Here is an 18200-nt window from a genome sequence, read left to right on the forward strand (position 1 = left end):
AGCGGAGCGCCGACCTTCGCCGACACCTCCGCCACCGACGGCGTCGCCTCGCACACGTCCAGGATGTGCGCGAGCAGGTGGTCGGTCGGGCGCCGGCGGGTGCGGGCGTCCGACTCCATCAGCAGTCGCGTCTCCAACGACAGCTCGACGACGGCGCGGGTGCGACCGGCGGTGAGGGCGTAGGGGCGGACCTCGTCGACGACCGGCTCATCCGGGTCGTCGTCCGGGTGGAGGCCGCCGGTGGTCATCCGTCAGACCTGCGAGGGGTCGACCCGCGCGCCGGGCTGCACCACCGCGCCGACCCGGGTGGCGAGCGCGGACATCTCGAAGCCGATCTGGCCGATGTCGGCGCTCGTGCTCGTCAGGACGCCCAGGTGCGAGCCGTCGCCGACGCTCATCAGCAGGAGGAAGCCGACCTCCATCTCGATGATCGACTGCAGCACCGTGCCACCGTCGAACAGCCCGGCGGCGCCCGTGGCGAGACTGACCAGGCCGGAGCACACGGCGGCCAGCTGCTCGGCGCGGTCGGCCGGGAGCCGCTCGCTGCCGGCCATCAGCAGACCGTCGGCGGAGACCAGGACGGCATGGGTGGCGCCGGGGATGTCGTCGACGAAGTTCGTGACCAGCCAGTCCAGCTCGCCGCCGGCGCTCGGGTGGGTCTGTGTGGGCATCAGTCGTCCCTCGAGTCGGTGGTGGTGTCCTCGCCCTGGGGTCGGGGCGTGGCTCGACGCGGGTCGCCGCCGGCCTGCGGTCGGGGCATGGCTCGCCCCTTGTCGACACCGTCCTGGTAGCGGTTGAGCCGGTCGCGCAGCGCGGCCGGGTCGGACGGCCGGCGTCGTGGGCCGCCACGGTTCGGGCTGCTCGGACTGCTGCCCGGGACGAGCATCGCGCCGGGGGTCCGTACGGGGAGCCCGGACGCCGTACGCGGCCGGGCCGTCGGGGTCTCGGTGACCCGTTCAGCCGCCTGCCACCCGGCCTCGGCGGAAGCGTTCGACCAGCGCGCACCGGTCGACTCGTTGCTCAACCATTGCGACTGGATGCTGCCGAAGATGGGTGTGTCGTCGGGCATGGCCGTCCCCTGCTCCTTCGGCCGGTCCGCAGGCCCGCTCGCGGGCCGCTCGCCGGGTCGTTCGGCTCGGCGTTCGGTGGATCGCTCGGTCGGTGGTGCCGACGGTGGCGCGCTCGGGCGTTCGGCGGCGCGTCCCGCGGCCGGCTCGGGACGGCGTTCCACGCCCCGCGCTCGGGGGCGTTCTGCCGCCTTCTGCGCGGGGCGGCGTTCGACCGCCCTCTCGCCGGGGCGTCCCGCCGACTTCTGGTTCGGACGTTGCACGTTCCGCTCGTCGGGGCGTTGCCCGTTGCGCTCGGCGGGCCGTTCAGCACTCCGCACCATCGGCCGAACGTTCGGCCGCTCGGTCGCCTGCTCGGTCGGGCGCTGGGAGGGCCGGTCCGGAGCCTCGCCCGGCTCGGAGGTGGACTCACCCGGCTCCTGGTCGGGCCGCTGGCGGGCGACGCCGAAGAACGCCTTGGTGTTGGTCGGCCGACGCCGTACGGCAGGTCCCGGGGTCCCGGGCTGGGCCGGAGCCGCCGACGTGGGGTCGGCCTCGGCCGCCCGATCGGCCGGCGCGGAGTCGGCCTCAGCGGTCCGGTCGGCCACGGCGGTGCCGTCGCCCCGGTCGACAGCCCGGTCGGTCTCCTCGGCGGGCGCCTCCGCGTCCTCGTCATCGTTGTCGGCGACCCGCAGCACCCGAAGGATCGGGCCGTCCGACCGCTCCGGCACTCCGGCCGGCTCGATCGTGCTCGCGCCCGGGCGACGCTTGGGCAGCCCGGCCGACGACAGCTGGCGCGGCGCCGCCTCCGCCGTCGTGGACTCCGGCCGGTCCGCGTCCGGCCCGATCGCGGCGAGGAGCTCCGGGCGCTCGGTCGACGAGGACGTCGTGGAGTCCTCCGCCGTCGTCCGACGCTCCGGGGCGATCAGCCCCGCGGACGGCAGGTAGACCGACGCGGTCATGCCCTGGCCGTCGACGTTGGGGTGCAGCCGGACGACGATGTCGTGGCGCTGCGCGAGGCGTCCGACGACGAACAGGCCCATCTGCTTGGCCGTCTCCGGGGAGACCTCGCCACCGGCGTTCAGCGAGTGGTTGGTCGTGGCCAGGTCCGCGTCGCGCATGCCGAGGCCGGCGTCGACGATCTCGATGAGGATCCCGCCGTCCACGGCGTGCATCCCGGCGACCGTGACCGGTCGGGTCGGCGGCGAGTACGCCAGGGCGTTGTCGATCAGCTCGCCGAGCAGGTGGACGAGGTCGGGTACGGCGGCCGCCGGCACGGCCCGGTCCGGCACCTCGCCGACCTGGACCCGGCTGTAGTCGCGCACACCGGACTGGGCGGCGCGCACCGCGTCCGACAACGGCATGTTCCGCGAGCCCGGGCGCCGGGTCGTGGCGCCGGCCAGCACCAGCAGGCTGTCGCCGTTGCGGCGCATCCGGGTGGCGAGGTGGTCCAGCCGGAACAGGCTCTCCAGCCGGCGCGGGTCCTGCTCGTCGCGCTCCAGCGACTGGATGAGCGCCAGCTGCTGGTTGACCAGGGAGGTGCTGCGGCGCGAGAGCGTCTGGAACATGTCGCCGACCTGGGTCCGCAGCCGCGCCTGCTCGGCGGCCAGGGCGAGGGCGCGCTCGTGCATGTCGTCGACCGCTCGGGCCAGCTGCCCGGTCTCCTCGCCGGTGTGGACGGGCACCTTCTCCGGCTCCGGGACCGGTTGGCCGGCGCGGATGCTCGTCACCGCGTCCGGCAGGCCACGCCGCGAGATGCGCAGGACGCTCGCGCGCACCTGCCGGATCGGCAGGATCACCCGGCGGGCGACGGCCAGCGTCAGCACCAGGGAGACCAGCAGGGCGCCGAGGATGACCGAGGAGTACTGCAGCGCGTCGACCTTGGCGTCGATGGCCCGCTGCGAGGTCGTCGCGGTGATGCTGGCCGCGAGACCGACCACGAGCGCGTCGTACGCCCGCCGCGAGGCGTTGATGCTGCCCTGCCAGTCCGAGGCCGGGCTGGACATCGGCAGGTCGCGCCGCTGCTGGTTGAGCGCCCGCAGCCGCTGCCCCGCCGGACCGGGCACGGACTCCAGGCCGGCGCCCTCCCGGCCGACCTCGTCGGCGATGTTCCGGACGGTCTCCGCCGACGGAGCCGGGTTCGTGCCGAGGGCGATGCGCTGACCGGCGAGGGCCTGCTGGGCGCTGATGACTCCGGTCACCATGCGCATCGGGCCGCTGGGCAGGTCCCGGCTGTCGAGCCGGTTGACCGTGCTCGCGAGGTTCCGGCCGATCGCGTAGACCCGTTCCTGCCGCTGCTGGGTGGTCAGGCTCGCCCGGTCGGTGCGCAGCGCCGCGCCGGTCGCGACGGCGTTCTCCAGCTCGGTCCGCTGCCCGTCGAACAGGTCGGCCGAGGCCATCGCCCGGCGCAGGTCGCGGTCGGCGCGGTCCAGGGCCGTCTCGGCGCTGCGGGACCCGGTCGGCGCAGCCGCCACGTCACCGGCCGCGGCGAGGTAGGCGAGCGCCGGCTGCAGGACGCGCACCTGCGAGGACAGCGTGGTGAACCGGCTGGCGTCGCGCAGCTGGTCACCGACGCGGACGCCGCCGAACAGCGAGGCGAGCAGCACCGGCAGCGCGAGGATGACGGCCATCTTCCGGATGAGGGGCCACTCGGCGAGGCGGAACCACTGCTGCTGCTGTCGGGTGCGCCGCTCGGCGACGCGCTGCGCCCGGTCGCGGGACCGCTGCGGGACGTCGGCCGGGACGCGGGGAGCGGGAGCAGGCCGCTCCGGCTCCGGGGTCGCCGAAGGTGTCTGGGTCGTCAGGACGTCCGTCATCGCGTCCGACCCGCATCGTCACAGCACGGTCGAACCGTGGATCCACAGCCGAAGATCACGCGCTCAGCCACCCCTTGGGCTCAATCGTCGATGTCGCGGCTGGGCGCCCGCGACGGTCGAACCGCTCGCGCGGCCGTCCACGATGATGCCCTCCCGGCGAGAGCAAGCGGCAATGTATGGGCAGAATGGCCGGACGGTCAACTGCCGGCTGGCGTCGTCACGATGAACGTGATAGTTGAAAAGCGTTACGATCTATAGGGATTCGAACGCAGCGTAAAGGGCTGGCAAACCCGCGCCCGTGGATCGGCGCCAGTGGATACCCTCGCGCCCATGACCGAGTCTCAGGAGCAGACCGCTCCGACCACCGACCCCTCCGCCGAGGCCAATCCGCTCTGGTTGCAGGGCCGTGCGGCCGTCGTCACCGCGGCTCTCGCGGAGCACTGGCGCGGTGAAACGCCCAACTACCACCTCACCGACGAGGTCGTCCCCCGCGAGCGGACCCAGCACCACGCCGCCGGCTCGCTGGAGCAGATCGTCGAGGACCTCGTCCGCGTCTTCGAGATGGAGGTCTCGCACAAGAACGACCCGACCACCTGGGTCTCGATGGTGGCCGACCAGTTCCGCACCCGGGTCAACGGTGGCGCCTGGGCGAGCTCGCAGGACCTCGTGGAGCAGGGCAGCTACAACGTGCTCATCGGCGAGTCGCCGTACTACTCCAAGGACCACTCCTTCGAGTCCTCGCACGACACCTTCCACGCGGCCCTCCCGGGCGGCTTCTTCTGGGAGGTGCTCGAGGTCTTCTCCGGCCCGCCGTCGATCTCGTTCAGCTGGCGCCACTGGGGCAAGTTCACCGGCGACTACCACGGTGTGGTGCCGACCGGCGAGCTCGTCGAGATGTTCGGCATGAGCGTGGCCCGGGTCAGCGACGACCTCAAGCTCCTCGAGGTGGACCACTACTACGACAGCAGCCAGCTGCTCTCGCCGCTGGCCGGCGGTTGCCCGGTCACCGGCGTCACCAACGGTCACTAGCACGTCCCGTCGGCACCGCCACCCCATCGGCGGTGCCGACGGCAGGTCGCCGCGAAGCGATCAGGAATCGAGAAGGACCGGCCCTCCTGGCTGAGTAGCGTGACGAACGCCGACGCACCGGCGGCGGCACCCGACTCGCACAGGAGCAGTCACCATGGCGCAGACCACCAAGAAGAGCGCGGCCAAGAAGAGCGGTACGGCGTCCGGCTTCACCGCCGACGAGCGCGCGGCGATGAAGGAGCGCGCAGCCGAGCTCAAGGGCGCCGGCGGTCGCGGGGCGAAGAAGAAGGCCGACGAGGCGCAGGCCTGCCTGGACAAGATCGCCGAGATGGGCGACGCCGACCGCGCCCTCGCCGAACGCATCCACGCGGTCGTCACCTCCGTCGCCCCGGACCTGGACGCCAAGACCTGGTACGGCATGCCGGCGTACGCCCGCGACGGCAAGGTGCTGTGCTTCTTCAAGCCGGGCGAGAAGTTCGGCGCCCGCTACGCGACGTTCGGGTTCAACGACACCGCTCGGCTGGACGACGGCAACGTCTGGCCGACCGAGTACGCGATCGCGGACCTCACCGACGCCGACGTGAAGCGGCTGGAGAAGATCGTCGAGCAGGCCGCGAGCCGGTGACCGGCGGCGTCACTCGCCGCGGGCGGGCTTGACGACCAGCTCGTCGTGCTGGCGGCGGGCCTCGTCGATCTGCTCCATCAAGCTCGTCTCGTCCCGGGCCATCGCGCGGTACTTCGGCCCGAGCGCCCGGATCTGCTGGCCCTCCTTCATCAGCAGACCGAAGATGCGCTCGCGCTCGGCGACGTCGGCGGTGTAGTCGAGGTCGAGGTAGTCGCGCACGTGCCGGCGGGCGTTGCCGATCGCGGTCTTCGCCCGGCCGCGCTTGCTCAGCAGCGACGCCGCGACGGTGACGACGAGGATGCCGATGATCACCGACAGGGACAGCGCGGTGCTGATCTCGACGACCTTGACGTGCTCGCCGTCGTTGATGAACGGCACGTTGTTCTCGTGCAGCGCGTGCAGGATCAGCTTGACCCCGATGAACGCGAGGATCGCGGCGAGCCCGTACGACAGGTAGATCAGGCGCTCCAGCAGACCCTCGATGAGGAAGAACAGCTGACGCAGCCCGAGCAGGGAGAACGCCGTGGCGGTGAAGACGATGTACGTGCTCTGGGTCAGGCCGAAGATCGCGGGGATCGAGTCCAGCGCGAACAGGATGTCGGTGCCCCCGATCGCGACCATGACCAGCAGCATCGGCGTGAGCACGCGCTTGCCGTCGACATGGGTGAACAGCTTGTCGCCGTCGTACTCCTCCGAGGTGTGGATGAGCTTCCTGGCGAGCTTGACCATGATGTTCTGGTCCTCGTGGGCGTCCTCCTCGCCGACCTCGCCCTTGAGCATGTTCCCGGCGGTGAGCAGCAGGATGAGCCCGAAGAAGTAGAAGACCCAGGCGAACTGGTTGATCAGCGCCGCGCCGATGAAGATGAACACGGTCCGCGCGATCAGGGCGAAGACGATCCCGAACAGCAGCACCTTCTGCTGGTCCTCGCGCGGCACCCGGAAGCTGCTCATGATGATGAGGAAGACGAAGAGGTTGTCGACCGACAACGCCTTCTCGGTGATGTAGCCGGCGAAGTACTCGCCGCCGGCTGTCGCACCGCCGAGGACGAGCACCCCGAGCCCGAACAGCACGGCGATGCCGACGTAGAGCGACGACCACAGGGTCGCCTCGCGCAGCGACGGCACGTGGGCCTTGCGCGTGTGGAAGAAGAAGTCGTACGCCAGCATCGCGATGATGCCGACGACGGTCAGGACCCACACATGGGCAGGAACGTCCATGGTCACTCTCGTTTCCGTCCTGGGCGGTGAGGCTCACGATCCCACGGATGGGCCCGGGAACTCGCGCCCGGTGGGTGCGCGTTGGACGCCTTCGGCCGGTCTCCCGCTGCCTGCGCCGGCCGAGCACGAGGTCGCGTCGGCTGCTGTGCGTGGCGCCGGACGATGCGGCGACGACGACGCGGCGCGGAGTCACAGCATTCACGACGTGGCGACGACGGACGGTCTGGTAGACATGCGCGGTGACCAGCGCCGATGCCGCCGAAACCGTGCCCCACGGTCGGTTCCGCCGCATCGGTCGCGCCGTCGTCTACGGCCTCGTCGTCGGCCTGGTCGTCACGGCGCTCGCCTTCCTCATCCGCTCGAAGTTCGACCCACTCATCGACGCGGACGACGGCGCGATCAAGGCCGCCACCGACATCACCCGAACCAACGGGACCCTGCGTGACCTCCTCATCACCTGGCAGCGCCTGAGCAGCCCCACGGTCGTCTACGTCGTCGCCACCCTCGTCTGCCTCTGGGTCTGGCGCGCCAAGCACCTCACGACCCGCGCACTCTGGGCCTTCGTCACGATGATGATCGGGTGGAACGTCGCGCTCGACGTCAAGTACCTCGTGCAGCGCGCCCGGCCCGTCGTCGAGGACCCGGTCTCGCACGCACCCGGCTACTCCTTCCCCTCCGGCCACGCGGCCAACGCGACCATCGGCGCCACGGCACTCGTCCTGCTCCTGTGGCCGCTGCTGCACCGCACCGCGGCCAAGGTTCTCGCGATCACCGCGGCCTCCCTGTTCGTGGTCGTCACGTGCCTCGACCGAGTGTTCCTCGGCGTCCACTTCCCCTCCGACGTGGCCGGCGGAGTCCTGCTCGGCGCCGGTCTCGTCATCGCGTCGTACGCCGGGTACGTCGACTGGCGCCCCGCCCCCCTCGATGACGATCACGACCACCACGACAACAACCCGGCCATCTCCAAGGAGCCCACCTGATGCCCTTCCTCACCCGCTACGAGGACGACCCGAGCAAGCCCTCGGTCGGCTCCGCCCTCAAGGACATGGCCGTCCGCGCCGTCGCCCCCGGGTTCCTCGTCTTCGGCCTCATCCTCGCGGTGGGCTTCCTCCTCGTGGGTCCCCTCAAGTCGTTCGGCGTGGAAGAGGAGGGCGTCAACAAGGACCTCGCCGGTGGGCGCACCTCGACGTGGGACACCATCACGATGCTCTGGTCCCACATCGGCAACACCGAGTACGTCATCGGCGTCGCCGTGCTCGTGGCCCTGGTCGTCTGGTGGCGGACCAAGCAGTGGTGGTACGCCGTGGTGCCGATCCTCGCGATCTCGCTCCAGGCAACGATCTTCGTCATCGCCACGGCCATCATCGGCCGGCCTCGCCCTGAGGTGACCCACCTCGACCCGGCCCCGCCGACGTCGAGCTACCCCAGCGGGCACCAGGGCGCGTCGACCGCCCTCTACGTCTCGTTCGTCCTCATGGCCACCCGCATCTCGAACCCGGTGCTGCGCAGGATCGTCATGGTGCTGTGCGCCATCGCACCCGTCCTCGTCGGCTACGCCCGCCTCTACCGCGGCATGCACCACCCGAGCGACGTCGCCATGGGCGCGGTCAACGGCATCCTCAGCGCCCTCCTCGCGTGGGGCTACCTCCGCCGTGACCGCGCCGGTGACAAGGCCGGCGAAAGGGTGGTCGCTCAGACCCGCGCGTAGCGGGCCCGCGCGAACGAGTAGATCCCGTAGGCCGCGAGGCCGAGCGCGACGAGCGTGAGGAGGATGCTTCCGGCCGGCGCCTCACGCAGCGTCCGGAGGCCACCGTCGAGACCGGTGGCCTCCGACGGCGCCTTGTGGACGGCGGCGACGAGGAAGAGGGCGCCGACGACGGCCAGGGCCGCGCCCTTGGCGATGTAGCCGAAGCGTCCGGCGTGCACGGCCCAGCTGCCGGGGTGCTCACGCAGGTCCTCGAGGAACTTCTTCTTCCAGCCCTTGTAGACGTGGTAGCCGGCGACTCCGATGACGCCGAGCCCGATGGCGCCGACGAGGACGCGGCCGCCGGTCTGCTGCATCAGGCCGGCGGTGAAGTCCTTGGTCTGGCCCTCGCTCGAGGTGGACGAGCCCGTGGCGAACGTCAGCGCGGTCCAGGCGAGGACGGCATACACGACCATCTTGCCGACGTTCTTGGCGCGGTCGCTCGCCTCGGCCCCGTGGGCTCCGGAGACGGCCTCGGTGAGCTGCCAGACGGCGAGCAGGACGAAGCCGACGACCGCGAGCCAGAGGACGAACGGTCCGCCCGTGCTGTTGGCGAGGGTGGCGAGGGCACCCGACTGGTCGGCGCTGCCGCCGCCGGCGGTCCACGCCACCTTCAGCGCGATGTAGGCGATGAGGAGGTGGAGGAGCCCGCTCATGGCGTAGCCGACACGCGCCCCGTTCTCCACGACCCACGAGTTTCCGGCCTTGTGAGCTGCCGTCTGGACGTCCGCTGTGTTCACCGCGTCAGACTGCCACAAAACCGCAGGTCAGATGGCCGTTGTCGCTGTACGGTCGGCGGGTGCCAGGAGCCTTCGTCATCGTCAACCCGATCAAGTTCGACGACCTCGACGCGGTGCGCCGCGAGGTCTGCGACGCAGCCCACGCGGCCGGTGCCGAGGCGCCGACATTCATCGAGACCTCGGAGGACGATCCGGGGTTCGGTCAGACCCGCGAGGCGCTGGAGCACGGGGCGGACCTCGTCTGCGCCCTGGGTGGCGACGGGACCGTCCGGGCGGTCGCGCAGGTCCTCGCCGGCACGGACACACCGCTCGGACTGCTGCCCGGTGGCACCGGCAACCTCCTCGCCCGCAACGTCGGCGCCCCCGTGGACGACCTCGGTGACGCCGTGCGGATCGCCCTCACCGGGTGCGAGCGCAGGATCGACGCCGGCTGGCTCCTCCTCGACCCCACGTCGGAGCAGCTGGCCGCGCCGACCCCGGCCGCGGACCGGCCCGACAACGCCCACCTGTTCACCGTGATGGCCGGCCTGGGGTTCGACGCCGCGATCATGGACGACGCACCCGAGGGGCTGAAGAACACGGTGGGGTGGGCGGCATACGTCGTCTCCGGCAGCAAGAACCTCCGCGCCGACGGCTTCAAGCTGACCGCCTCGCTCGACGGCATGCCGTCGGAGCCCGTCACGGCGCGGACGGTGCTCGTCGGCAACTGCGGCACCCTCACCGGAGGGCTCGAGCTCCTGCCGGAGGCCGTCATCGACGACGGGCTCCTCGACGTCGCGACCATCACGCCGGAGAGCCTCGCGCAGTGGGTGGGCGTCGCCTCCACCGTGCTGCGAGGCAAGACCGACGACGGCCCGTCGATCGAGCGTCGTCAGGCCCGCGACGTCGTCGTCGAGGTCGAGCCGGCGCAGCGGGTCGAAGTCGACGGAGACGTCCTGGAGGAGGCGAGCCGGGTGCGCTTCGTCCTCGAGCCGGGCGTCCTCGTGGTGCGCGTCAGCAGCTGACGCAGCTCGGTGCGACGGCGTTGCGCCGCGGCTCCGGCACACACCCAGGCCTCGCCCTCCGGACATCTGCTGATCCCGGAGGCAACCGGCCACGGACGGGGACGTGGTGTCATGGCGGCATGACGACTGACACGTTCTCCCTCGCCGGCCACTCCGTGCGACGGGTCGGCTTCGGTGCGATGCAGCTGCCCGGCCCTGGCGTCTTCGGTCCCCCGCGCGACCACGACGAGGCGGTGCGGGTTCTGCAGCGCGCCGTCGAGCTCGGCGTGAACCACATCGACACCTCTCAGTTCTACGGGCCGAACGTCAGCAACGAGCTCATCCACGAGGCGCTGCACCCCTACTCCGACGACCTCGTGCTGGTCTCCAAGGTCGGCGCCCGCCGCGACGACAAGGGGGGCTGGCTGCCCGCGCAGCACCCCGACCAGCTCAGGTCCGCCGTCCACGAGAACCTGCAGACCCTCGGCGTCGACCGGCTGCCGGTGGTCAACCTGCGTGTCATGCCGCGCGCCGAGATGGCCGAGGGCGACTACTGCCCGTTGGAGGACCAGCTCGCCGCCATGCAGGAGCTGGTCGACGAGGGGGCGCTGGAGGCGTTCGGCGCCAGCAACGTCACCGCCGAGCAGGCCGCGACCGCCATCGAGGCCGGCGCGGTCTGCATCCAGAACGCGTACAACCTGCTGCACCGGGACGACGACGCGACCCTGGGGCTGTGCCGCGAGCGCGGCGTGGCGTACGTGCCGTTCTTCCCGCTCGGGTCCGCCTTCCCCGACATGCCGAAGGTGACCGAGAACGCCACGGTGCAGGCGGTGGCCGAGCGGCGCGGCGTCACCCCGTCGCAGGTGGGCCTGGCCTGGCTGCTCGACCGCGCCGACAACATCCTGCTCATCCCGGGCACCTCGTCGGTCGCGCACCTGGAGGAGAACACCGCCGTGGGCGAGGTCCGCCTCGAGCCCGCGGACCTGCAGGAGCTGAACGGTCTGGGCTGAGTCCGCTCGCGTGCACCAGCGGAGGCCGCTGCTGAGCCGGGTGCTCCCCTCGTCCGTCCTCACCGCCGAGACGTACGACCTCGTCGGCGACGACGAGGTGGGCTCGACGCTGGTCGGGGACGAAGAGCGCCTGGTCGCCGCGGCCGTGACGAAGCGCCGCCGGGAGTTCGCCACCGCCAGGCGCTGCGCCCGGCAGGCGATGGTGGCGATCGGGGTCGAGCCCGTTCCCGTGCCGGCCGGCCACCGGGGCGCTCCCCGGTGGCCGGCCGGTCTCGTCGGGAGCCTCACGCACTGCGACGGGTTCTGCGGGGCCGCCCTCGCCCGGGCGACCCAGGTGCTGAGTGTCGGCATCGACGCCGAGCCCCACGACGTGCTCCCACCCGGCGTGCTCGACCTCGTCGCCCTGCCCGAGGAACGGGCGATGCTGCGCTCACTGGGGTCGTCGGTCGCCTGGGACCGCCTGCTGTTCGGCGCCAAGGAGGCGATCTACAAGGCGTGCAGTCCCGTCGACGGTCTGTGGCGGGACTTCACCGAGATGCGCGTCCGGATCGGCCGGAACGGGACCTTCCGGGGCGAGCCTGTGCCCGGTGCCCCGCCGGCCCCGGGGCCGCTCGAGGGTCGGTGGGTGGTCGAGGAGGGCCTCGTCGTCGTCGGGCTCGCGCTCGCGACGCCGACCGACCGGACGGTGGGCTGACCGCGTCGTCGCAGGTCAGGGGCCAGATCCGGTTGACCGGACCGGTTCGGGGTACGTACGGCGCAGACCATGACGCCCGGCCGCGGGCGTCCTGCCGTGGAGGAGGACTCCGTGCAGCCGTTCGTGAAGACGTGGTTCGACCGAAGAACATCCGCAGGCTCCGACTGGTCCCGCTCCGAGCTCGTCCGGCTCAAGGGATCCGAACGGATCAGCGTGGTGCTGCCCGCCAAGGACGAGGAGGCGACGGTCGGCGCCATCGTCACGGCGCTGCGCCGTGAGCTCATGGAGGTCGTGCCGCTGATCGACGAGATCGTCGTCGTCGACTCGGGGTCGGTCGACGCGACCGCGGAGGTGGCCGCGCGGGCCGGCGCGTCCGTGGTCCAGCAGTGCTCGGTGCTCCCTCGGCTGACGGACGTCCCGGGCAAGGGCGAGGCCCTGTGGAAGTCGCTCCTGGTCACGGAGGGCAGCATCGTGGCGTTCGTCGACGCCGACCTGCGCGACTTCGATGAGCAGTTCGTGGTCGGCCTGCTCGGGCCGCTGCTGACCGACCCGGGCGTGGGGTTCGTCAAGGCGTTCTACGACCGGCCGCTGGGCAACGGTGAGGTGCTGATGCCCGCCGGTGGCGGCCGGGTGACCGAGCTGGTCGCGCGCCCGCTGCTGAACCTGCACTGGCCCGCGCTCGCCGGCTTCGTCCAGCCGCTCGCCGGTGAGTACGCCGCGCGCCGCAGCGTGCTGGAGCAGATCCCGTTCCTGTCGGGGTACGGCGTGGAGATCGGGATGCTGATCGACGTGGTCGAGGAGTTCGGGCTGGACGTGATGGCCCAGGTCGACCTCGGCCGCCGCCAGCACCGCAACTCCGACGACGCGGCGCTCGGGCGGATGGCCGCGCAGGTGCACCTGGCGATGCTGTCGCGGATGCACCGGCACGGGCGGGCGCTGATGACCGACGAGCCCGAGACGGTGGTCACCCAGTTCGCCCGCGAGGGAGCGTTCTTCGTGCCGCACGACCACGACATCGCGGTGTCCGAGCGACCGCCAATGGCCGACGTCCCCGAGTACCGCCGGCGCCTGGCCATGGAGGGCGCATGAGCCTGACCGTCCTGGTCAACGCGGGGCCGTGGCTGCCCGTACCGCCCACCGGGTACGGCGGGATCGAGACCGTCGTCGCGACGCTCGTCCCCGAGCTGCGGCGGACCGGGGTGCGCGTGGTGCTGGCGACCGTGGGTGAGCCGGGCGTCGAGGCCGAGGCGTACGTCCGGCCGGTGAGCGAGCCGCGCTTCCCGCTCATCGCCGCCCCGTACAACCGGACGTCCGGCGTCGCACACGCGCACATGCACGGCGTCGTCTCGTGGCTGCGCGACCACCCCGAGGTGGACGTCGTGCACGACCACCTGGAGGTCGTCGGTCCCGCGGTGCTCGGCGCGATGGGGCGGGACGCACCGCCGACGCTGCAGACGTTGCACTGGGACCTGCGCAAGCACGCCGACTTCTACTCCTCGTTCGACGGCGGCGGTCGGGTGGCGTTCGCGGCGGTGTCGCAGTCCCAGCTGGACCGCGCGCCGGACCGGTTGCGGGAGCAGACGATCGGCGTCGTCCCGCTCGCGGTGCCGCCGCCGCCGGACATCACCGTCGACAAGGGCGACCACGCGCTGGTCCTCGCCCGGATCACCCGCGACAAGGGTCAGGACGTGGTCGCTCGGGCCTGTGCGCGAGCCGGGGTTCCACTCGTGCTGGCCGGGCCGGTGGCCGGCATCGACGACCCGGACGAGCTGCGTCGCCGCCTGGCCGAAAGCGACCCACAGCTGGAGCAGCACGCGGACGTCCGGTTCTTCGTCGACGAGGTCGCGCCGCTGCTGGACGGGACGCAGCGGCGGTGGATCGGCGGCGTGAGCGGTCGCGCCAAGGAAGAGCTGCTGCAGTCCGCGCGGGTGCTGCTCGCGCCGAACCGGTGGGCCGAGCCGGGCGCCACGGGCGTCGTGGAGGCGCTCGGTCGTGGTGTCCCCGTGGTGGCGACGTCGCTGGGCGTGCTGCCCTCGCTGGTCCGGCACGGCGTGACCGGCTACCTGGTCGACGACGAGGCGGCTCTGGCCGAGCACCTGGACCTCATCGACGCGCTCGATCCGGCGGCCTGCCGCGCGTCCACCGCGGACTGGACTCCGGCGGCCATGGCCCAGCGCTACATCGACCTGTACGAACGCATGATCGAGGAGGCTCGGACGTGACGACCCGGATCGCACTGCTGGGTGCCGGTGGCGTGGCACGCCGCCACGCCGAGGTGCTGCACGGACTCGACGATGTACAGGTGGTGGCCGTCTCGGACCCGGTGCGGTCGGCCGCCGAGGCCCTGGCGGCCGAGTGCGGCGCGACCGCCTTCACCGACGCGGGCGCGGCCCTGGACGCCCAGCCGGTGGACGCCGCGTACGTGTGCGTGCCGCCGTTCGCGCACGGCGAGCCGGAGCGGGCGGTGCTGGCGCGTGGGCTGCCGATGTTCGTCGAGAAGCCGGTCGCCGCTGACCTGGCCACCGGCGAGGAGCTCGCCGCGCTGGTGGCCGACGCGCGCGTGGCGACCGGGACGGGCTACCACTGGCGCTGCCTCGACGTGCTGCCCGAGGCGCAGGACCTGCTGGCCGCGTCGCCGCCGTTGCTCGCCGCCGGGTACTGGCTGGACAAGCGGCCGCCCGTCCCGTGGTGGTCGCGCGCCGACCGCTCGGGCGGCCAGGTCGTCGAGCAGCTCACCCACGTGATCGACCTGGCCCGGCTGCTCCTCGGCGAGGCCGTCGAGGTGTACGCCGCCGGCGCCCGTCGCGCGGACGACCCGGGCGGCGACGTCGACCGGGGCGACATCGACGACGTCACCGTCGCGACGCTGCGGTTCGGGTCCGGCGCGGTCGCCACGCTGACCGCGACGTCGCTGCTGCGGGCCAAGCGTCGGGCGGCGCTGGACGTGACCTCGCCCGGGCTCGTGCTGGAGCTGTCCGAGGCCGGGCTGGTCGTCGACGACGGCGAGACCCGGCGCGAGCGGCGGCCCACCGAGGACCCGAAGGTCGCCGTCGACCGTGAGTTCGTCGAGGTGGTGCGCGGCGAACGGGAACGGACGAGCGCGCCGTACGCCGAGGCGCTCGAGAGCCACCGGCTCGCCTGTGCCGTCACCGAATCCGCCCGTACGGGTGTGCCGGTCCTGCTCGGCAGCGCGGTCGAGGCGGCGCGATGACCCGGACCACCGAGACGGCAGTTGACAGCCGACGCCCGGTCCGGACGCGGCGCAACCTCGTCGTCCAGGCGCCGGGGCGGGTCGAGCTCGTCGAGGAGGAGCTGCCCGACGTGCCCGACGGCGGGCTGCTGCTGGAGACCGTCGCCACCGGGCTGTCGGCCGGGACCGAGCTGACCTTCGTCAAGGGCGACCACCCCGGCCTGCACGCCGAGCTCGATCCGGAGCTGGGTCTGTTCGTCCCGCGCCCCGGCCAGCCGGCGTACCCGGTGACGCGGCTGGGGTACATGGAGGTCGCGCGCGTCGCGGAGAGCCGGACGCCCGCGTACCGGGTCGGCGAGCTGGTCGCGAGCCCCTACGGTCACGCGACCGCGCACGTGAGCGACCCCGTCCGCGAGCACGTCGTCCCGCTGCCGGACGATCTGGACCCGGTGCTCGGAACGTACGTCGCCCACCTCGGGCCGATCTGTGCGAACGGGCTGCTGCACGCGGCGTCCGACGTCGTGCCGGAGGTGACGTCACTCGGCCAAGGCGTCGCGGGACGGCGGGTGCTGGTCACCGGCGGCGGGCTGATCGGCCTGCTCACCGCGCTGTTCGCGGCCGAGCTCGGCGCGGACGAGGTCGCCGTCGTCGAGGCGGACCCGCGGCGGGCGGCGGTCGCGGAGGCGCTCGGGTTCTGGGTGCTGGACGCGGACGATGACGCGGCCCTGGCCGTGAAGACCCGGTGGCGGCACGGGCCGGGCGACCACGGAGCGGACGTGGCGTTCCAGTGCCGCGGCCGGCCGTTCGCACTGGCCACCGCGTTGCGGGCCGTCCGTCCGCAGGGGGCTGTCGTCGACCTCGCGTTCTACACCGACGCCGCCGACGAGGTGCGGCTCGGCGAGGAATTCCACCACAACGGGCTGCGCCTGCTCAGTGCGCAGATCGGGCGGGTGCCGCGGGGCCAGTCGTTCGGCTGGGACCGGCGGCGGCTGTCCGCGGAGACGCTGCGTCTGCTGCAGTCGCGCGGCGACGACGTCCGCCGGCACCTGGTCACCGACGTCGTGGACCTCGCCGACGCCCCGGCGCTGCTCGCGGATGTCGCAGCACACCGCCGGCACGTCGTCTCGGCCGTCTTCACGGTCGACGAGCCGAGCGACGGCTGAGCGCTACGACAACGGCGCGGTCAGCTCGATGTTGATGTCGTCGGGGTCCTGGAAGGACAGGATGGCAAGCCCGACGTCGTCCAGGTCGGTGACGTCGCCGTGCTCGATCCCCGCCTCGTCGAAGCGCTGCGCCGCCGCCTCGAGCTCGTCCCGGGAGGAGACGGTGAAGCTGACGTGGTCGAGCCCGGTCCGGTCGGGGTCGAAGCCGTCCGCACCGACCGGCCGCAGGCCGAAGAGGGTGCCCTGTGGGGTCTGGTAGACCGTCCCGCCGTAGAACCGCTCGCGCGAGTCCCTGACACCTGGCTCGTCGACCGCTCCGGACTCGTCCGCGGCGACCGGCCAGCCGAACACCTGGTCGTAGAACGCCTTGGACCGGGCGATGTCGGTGACCGTGAGCCGGACGTGCGCCAGCCCGTTGCTCGTGACGATGGCCATGTCTGCGTCTCCTTCCGCGCCGATGCGGACCGGCGTCCTGGCATGGTTACCCAGGTCACGCAGCAGCGAACCCGCCGTACGATGAGGCATGGCGTCGTTGCCGCTCTTCCCGTTGAGCACCGCGCTCCTGCCCGGTGAACGGCTTCCGCTGCAGATCTTCGAGACCCGCTACCTGGCCATGGTGCGCGACCTGGTGCAGCCCGAGGTCGAGGTCCCCCGGTTCGGGGTGGTCGCCATCCGCGAGGGCAACGAGGTCGGCACCGACCGCATCCGGTCCCTGTACGACGTCGGCTGCACCGCCGTCATCCGGCGAGCGGCCGTCCTCGCCGACAACCGTCTGCTCACCGTGGTCGAGGGCGCCGACCGGTTCCACCTCGACGCGCTCGACGACACCGCCACCACGCCGTACGCCACCGGCCTGGTCCGCTGGCTCCCGGACGACGACGGCGACGCAACCACGGTGGCGGCGCTCGCCGACCGGCTGCGCGCCGAGATCACCGAGATGGGCGGCGACGAGGACGACCTGCCGCAGGAGGCGCGCGCGTTGTCGTGGGCGCTGCCGGACCTGATGGACCTGGACCTCGCCGACCGTCAACGGCTGCTGGAACGGTCGAGCACCGAGGAGCGGCTGCGCCACGCGCTCTACCTGCTGCGGCGCGAACGCGAGCTCGCGAGCACCCTGCACGCCGCAGGCCGACCACGGCGAGAACCCTTCAACCTCAACTGATCTCGGACAACCGCCGAACCTCGCGACGCTGCCCTTCGCCGGTTCGGTCAGAGTCCGGCCGAGGTGGTCTGCGCCCACCCGGGGCTGTCCGACTCAGCGACGTAGTGTCGCACTGCGATCTGCACCACAGCGGCGTCGCGGGCCAGGTGAGCCGCGACGTCCTCCTGGAGTACGCCGTGACCGACCCGGGCGTGCGAGCCCGGTACGAGGCGAAGGTGGTCCGCACCGACGGCTGCTGGTACTGGACCGGTGCGCTGCACCGGCACGGCCACGGCCGGTTCTGGGTCGCCCGCCGGCGACACCCGGACGGCACCCGTCAGGACGTCGTCCTCATCGCGCACCGCTTCGGCTACGCCATCGCTCACGGCCCGCCGGCACTAACGGCGGCGGCGAGCCTGGCGCACCAGTGCGACGAACCGCTGTGCCAGCGACCCGACCACCTGCGGCCGAGCAGCAACGGGCAGAACCTCGACGACTGGCTGAGGCGCCGCTGGCACCCGCGCTCACCTCTGCGGGACGTGCGCGGCCCGTACGGGAGGGCACCGGCAATCTGCGCGACGCTGCTCGCCGGCGGCGACCTGCGTCGCACCCTCGCGGCCGGCGTTAGTCCGCTCGATGAGGGACAGCTGACGCTGTGGGACTGAGTCGCGACGACGGCCGCTGACCGTCTTCGTCTAGCCCCCGTGAGCCGAGCCGTGTTTCATGCCAGCGCCGTACTGAACCGCCCCGGGATGTCCGGAGACTTCATTACTGGAGGATGAAGTCATGGCACGTCCCTCG

The 18200-nt window shown here is 72.2% G+C and carries 19 protein-coding genes; 13 read left to right on the forward strand and 6 right to left on the reverse strand.

From position 1 onward, the window contains the following. The 3 genes from P4R38_RS17255 to P4R38_RS17265 all read right to left on the reverse strand — a co-directional run. A partial coding sequence (locus P4R38_RS17255) for a DUF742 domain-containing protein (RefSeq protein WP_277193250.1) occupies positions 1-248 on the reverse strand: 248 nt, incomplete at its 3' end. Positions 249-251: 3 nt separating this feature from the next. Beyond that, a complete protein-coding gene (locus P4R38_RS17260; protein ID WP_275238924.1) occupies positions 252-671 on the reverse strand; it encodes a roadblock/LC7 domain-containing protein in 420 nt (139 codons plus the stop codon). After that, entirely contained in the window at positions 671-3862 is a 3192-nt protein-coding gene (locus P4R38_RS17265) for an ATP-binding protein (protein WP_277193251.1), read from the reverse strand. Before P4R38_RS17265 ends, P4R38_RS17260 begins: the two co-directional genes overlap by 1 nt. A gap of 330 nt (positions 3863-4192) precedes the next feature. Here P4R38_RS17265 and P4R38_RS17270 point away from each other — a divergent pair, with 330 nt between their 5' ends. Beyond that, positions 4193-4891, forward strand: a complete 699-nt coding sequence (locus P4R38_RS17270) for a hypothetical protein (protein ID WP_277193252.1) — start codon at positions 4193-4195, stop codon at positions 4889-4891. Positions 4892-5045: 154 nt separating this feature from the next. Beyond that, a complete protein-coding gene (locus P4R38_RS17275) occupies positions 5046-5516 on the forward strand; it encodes an iron chaperone (protein WP_277193253.1) in 471 nt (156 codons plus the stop codon). Between the two features lie 9 nt (positions 5517-5525). On the opposite strand, the gene P4R38_RS17280 is transcribed toward P4R38_RS17275, so the two are convergent. Next, positions 5526-6734, reverse strand: a complete 1209-nt coding sequence (locus P4R38_RS17280) for a TerC family protein (protein WP_277193254.1) — start codon at positions 6732-6734, stop codon at positions 5526-5528. 239 nt (positions 6735-6973) lie between these two features. Between P4R38_RS17280 and P4R38_RS17285 the strand changes: the two genes are divergently transcribed. Further along, on the forward strand, positions 6974-7714 hold the full coding sequence (locus P4R38_RS17285) for a phosphatase PAP2 family protein (protein WP_277193255.1): 741 nt from the start codon (positions 6974-6976) through the stop codon (positions 7712-7714). Further along, a complete protein-coding gene (locus P4R38_RS17290) occupies positions 7714-8442 on the forward strand; it encodes a phosphatase PAP2 family protein (RefSeq protein WP_277193256.1) in 729 nt (242 codons plus the stop codon). The genes P4R38_RS17285 and P4R38_RS17290 overlap by 1 nt, the downstream gene beginning before the upstream one ends. Here the strand turns inward: P4R38_RS17290 and P4R38_RS17295 are convergent. Further along, the gene (locus P4R38_RS17295; RefSeq protein WP_346770769.1) at positions 8427-9134 is read right to left on the reverse strand and encodes a DUF1206 domain-containing protein; all 708 of its coding nucleotides are present in this window, start codon (positions 9132-9134) and stop codon (positions 8427-8429) included. The genes P4R38_RS17290 and P4R38_RS17295 overlap by 16 nt on opposite strands. A gap of 143 nt (positions 9135-9277) precedes the next feature. Between P4R38_RS17295 and P4R38_RS17300 the strand changes: the two genes are divergently transcribed. The 7 genes from P4R38_RS17300 to P4R38_RS17330 all read left to right on the forward strand — a co-directional run bounded on the left by P4R38_RS17300 (position 9278) and on the right by P4R38_RS17330 (position 16258). After that, complete coding sequence (locus tag P4R38_RS17300) at positions 9278-10222, forward strand: diacylglycerol/lipid kinase family protein (RefSeq protein WP_275238932.1); 945 nt, start codon at positions 9278-9280, stop codon at positions 10220-10222. Between the two features lie 119 nt (positions 10223-10341). Continuing rightward, the gene (locus P4R38_RS17305) at positions 10342-11211 is read left to right on the forward strand and encodes an oxidoreductase (protein ID WP_275238933.1); all 870 of its coding nucleotides are present in this window, start codon (positions 10342-10344) and stop codon (positions 11209-11211) included. 10 nt (positions 11212-11221) lie between these two features. Then, a complete protein-coding gene (locus tag P4R38_RS17310) occupies positions 11222-11905 on the forward strand; it encodes a 4'-phosphopantetheinyl transferase family protein (RefSeq protein WP_277193258.1) in 684 nt (227 codons plus the stop codon). 69 nt (positions 11906-11974) lie between these two features. Continuing rightward, positions 11975-12994, forward strand: a complete 1020-nt coding sequence (locus tag P4R38_RS17315) for a glucosyl-3-phosphoglycerate synthase (protein WP_277193259.1) — start codon at positions 11975-11977, stop codon at positions 12992-12994. Beyond that, positions 12991-14127, forward strand: a complete 1137-nt coding sequence (locus P4R38_RS17320) for a glycosyltransferase (protein ID WP_277193260.1) — start codon at positions 12991-12993, stop codon at positions 14125-14127. The genes P4R38_RS17315 and P4R38_RS17320 overlap by 4 nt, the downstream gene beginning before the upstream one ends. Then, positions 14124-15116: a Gfo/Idh/MocA family protein gene (locus P4R38_RS17325; RefSeq protein WP_277193261.1), complete on the forward strand. Its 993-nt coding sequence runs from the start codon at positions 14124-14126 to the stop codon at positions 15114-15116. Before P4R38_RS17320 ends, P4R38_RS17325 begins: the two co-directional genes overlap by 4 nt. Next, a complete protein-coding gene (locus P4R38_RS17330; protein WP_277193262.1) occupies positions 15113-16258 on the forward strand; it encodes a zinc-binding dehydrogenase in 1146 nt (381 codons plus the stop codon). Before P4R38_RS17325 ends, P4R38_RS17330 begins: the two co-directional genes overlap by 4 nt. Positions 16259-16261: 3 nt before the next feature. Here the strand turns inward: P4R38_RS17330 and P4R38_RS17335 are convergent, their stop codons facing one another. Beyond that, positions 16262-16693 (reverse strand): VOC family protein, encoded by a 432-nt coding sequence (locus tag P4R38_RS17335; protein ID WP_275238939.1) that lies wholly within the window; start codon positions 16691-16693, stop codon positions 16262-16264. An 88-nt stretch (positions 16694-16781) separates the two neighbouring features. Here P4R38_RS17335 and P4R38_RS17340 point away from each other — a divergent pair, with 88 nt between their 5' ends. Beyond that, complete coding sequence (locus P4R38_RS17340) at positions 16782-17420, forward strand: LON peptidase substrate-binding domain-containing protein (protein ID WP_275238940.1); 639 nt, start codon at positions 16782-16784, stop codon at positions 17418-17420. Positions 17421-17524: 104 nt separating this feature from the next. Continuing rightward, the gene (locus P4R38_RS17345; RefSeq protein ID WP_277193263.1) at positions 17525-18064 is read left to right on the forward strand and encodes a hypothetical protein; all 540 of its coding nucleotides are present in this window, start codon (positions 17525-17527) and stop codon (positions 18062-18064) included. The last annotated feature ends 136 nt before the right edge of the window (positions 18065-18200 follow it).

This window comes from Luteipulveratus flavus (assembly GCF_029439465.1).
Classification (GTDB): domain Bacteria; phylum Actinomycetota; class Actinomycetes; order Actinomycetales; family Dermatophilaceae; genus Luteipulveratus; species Luteipulveratus flavus.

Coding starts and splice junctions, on each gene's coding strand:
- P4R38_RS17335 (WP_275238939.1), bottom strand. CDS start 16,693: ATGGCCATCGTCACGAGCAACGGGCTGGCGCACGTCCGGCTCACGGTC.
- P4R38_RS17320 (WP_277193260.1), top strand. CDS start 12,991: ATGAGCCTGACCGTCCTGGTCAACGCGGGGCCGTGGCTGCCCGTACCG.
- P4R38_RS17330 (WP_277193262.1), top strand. CDS start 15,113: ATGACCCGGACCACCGAGACGGCAGTTGACAGCCGACGCCCGGTCCGG.
- P4R38_RS17280 (WP_277193254.1), bottom strand. CDS start 6,734: ATGGACGTTCCTGCCCATGTGTGGGTCCTGACCGTCGTCGGCATCATC.
- P4R38_RS17295 (WP_346770769.1), bottom strand. CDS start 9,134: ATGAGCGGGCTCCTCCACCTCCTCATCGCCTACATCGCGCTGAAGGTG.
- P4R38_RS17340 (WP_275238940.1), top strand. CDS start 16,782: ATGGCGTCGTTGCCGCTCTTCCCGTTGAGCACCGCGCTCCTGCCCGGT.
- P4R38_RS17265 (WP_277193251.1), bottom strand. CDS start 3,862: ATGACGGACGTCCTGACGACCCAGACACCTTCGGCGACCCCGGAGCCG.
- P4R38_RS17290 (WP_277193256.1), top strand. CDS start 7,714: ATGCCCTTCCTCACCCGCTACGAGGACGACCCGAGCAAGCCCTCGGTC.
- P4R38_RS17305 (WP_275238933.1), top strand. CDS start 10,342: ATGACGACTGACACGTTCTCCCTCGCCGGCCACTCCGTGCGACGGGTC.
- P4R38_RS17275 (WP_277193253.1), top strand. CDS start 5,046: ATGGCGCAGACCACCAAGAAGAGCGCGGCCAAGAAGAGCGGTACGGCG.
- P4R38_RS17270 (WP_277193252.1), top strand. CDS start 4,193: ATGACCGAGTCTCAGGAGCAGACCGCTCCGACCACCGACCCCTCCGCC.
- P4R38_RS17315 (WP_277193259.1), top strand. CDS start 11,975: ATGACGCCCGGCCGCGGGCGTCCTGCCGTGGAGGAGGACTCCGTGCAG.
- P4R38_RS17260 (WP_275238924.1), bottom strand. CDS start 671: ATGCCCACACAGACCCACCCGAGCGCCGGCGGCGAGCTGGACTGGCTG.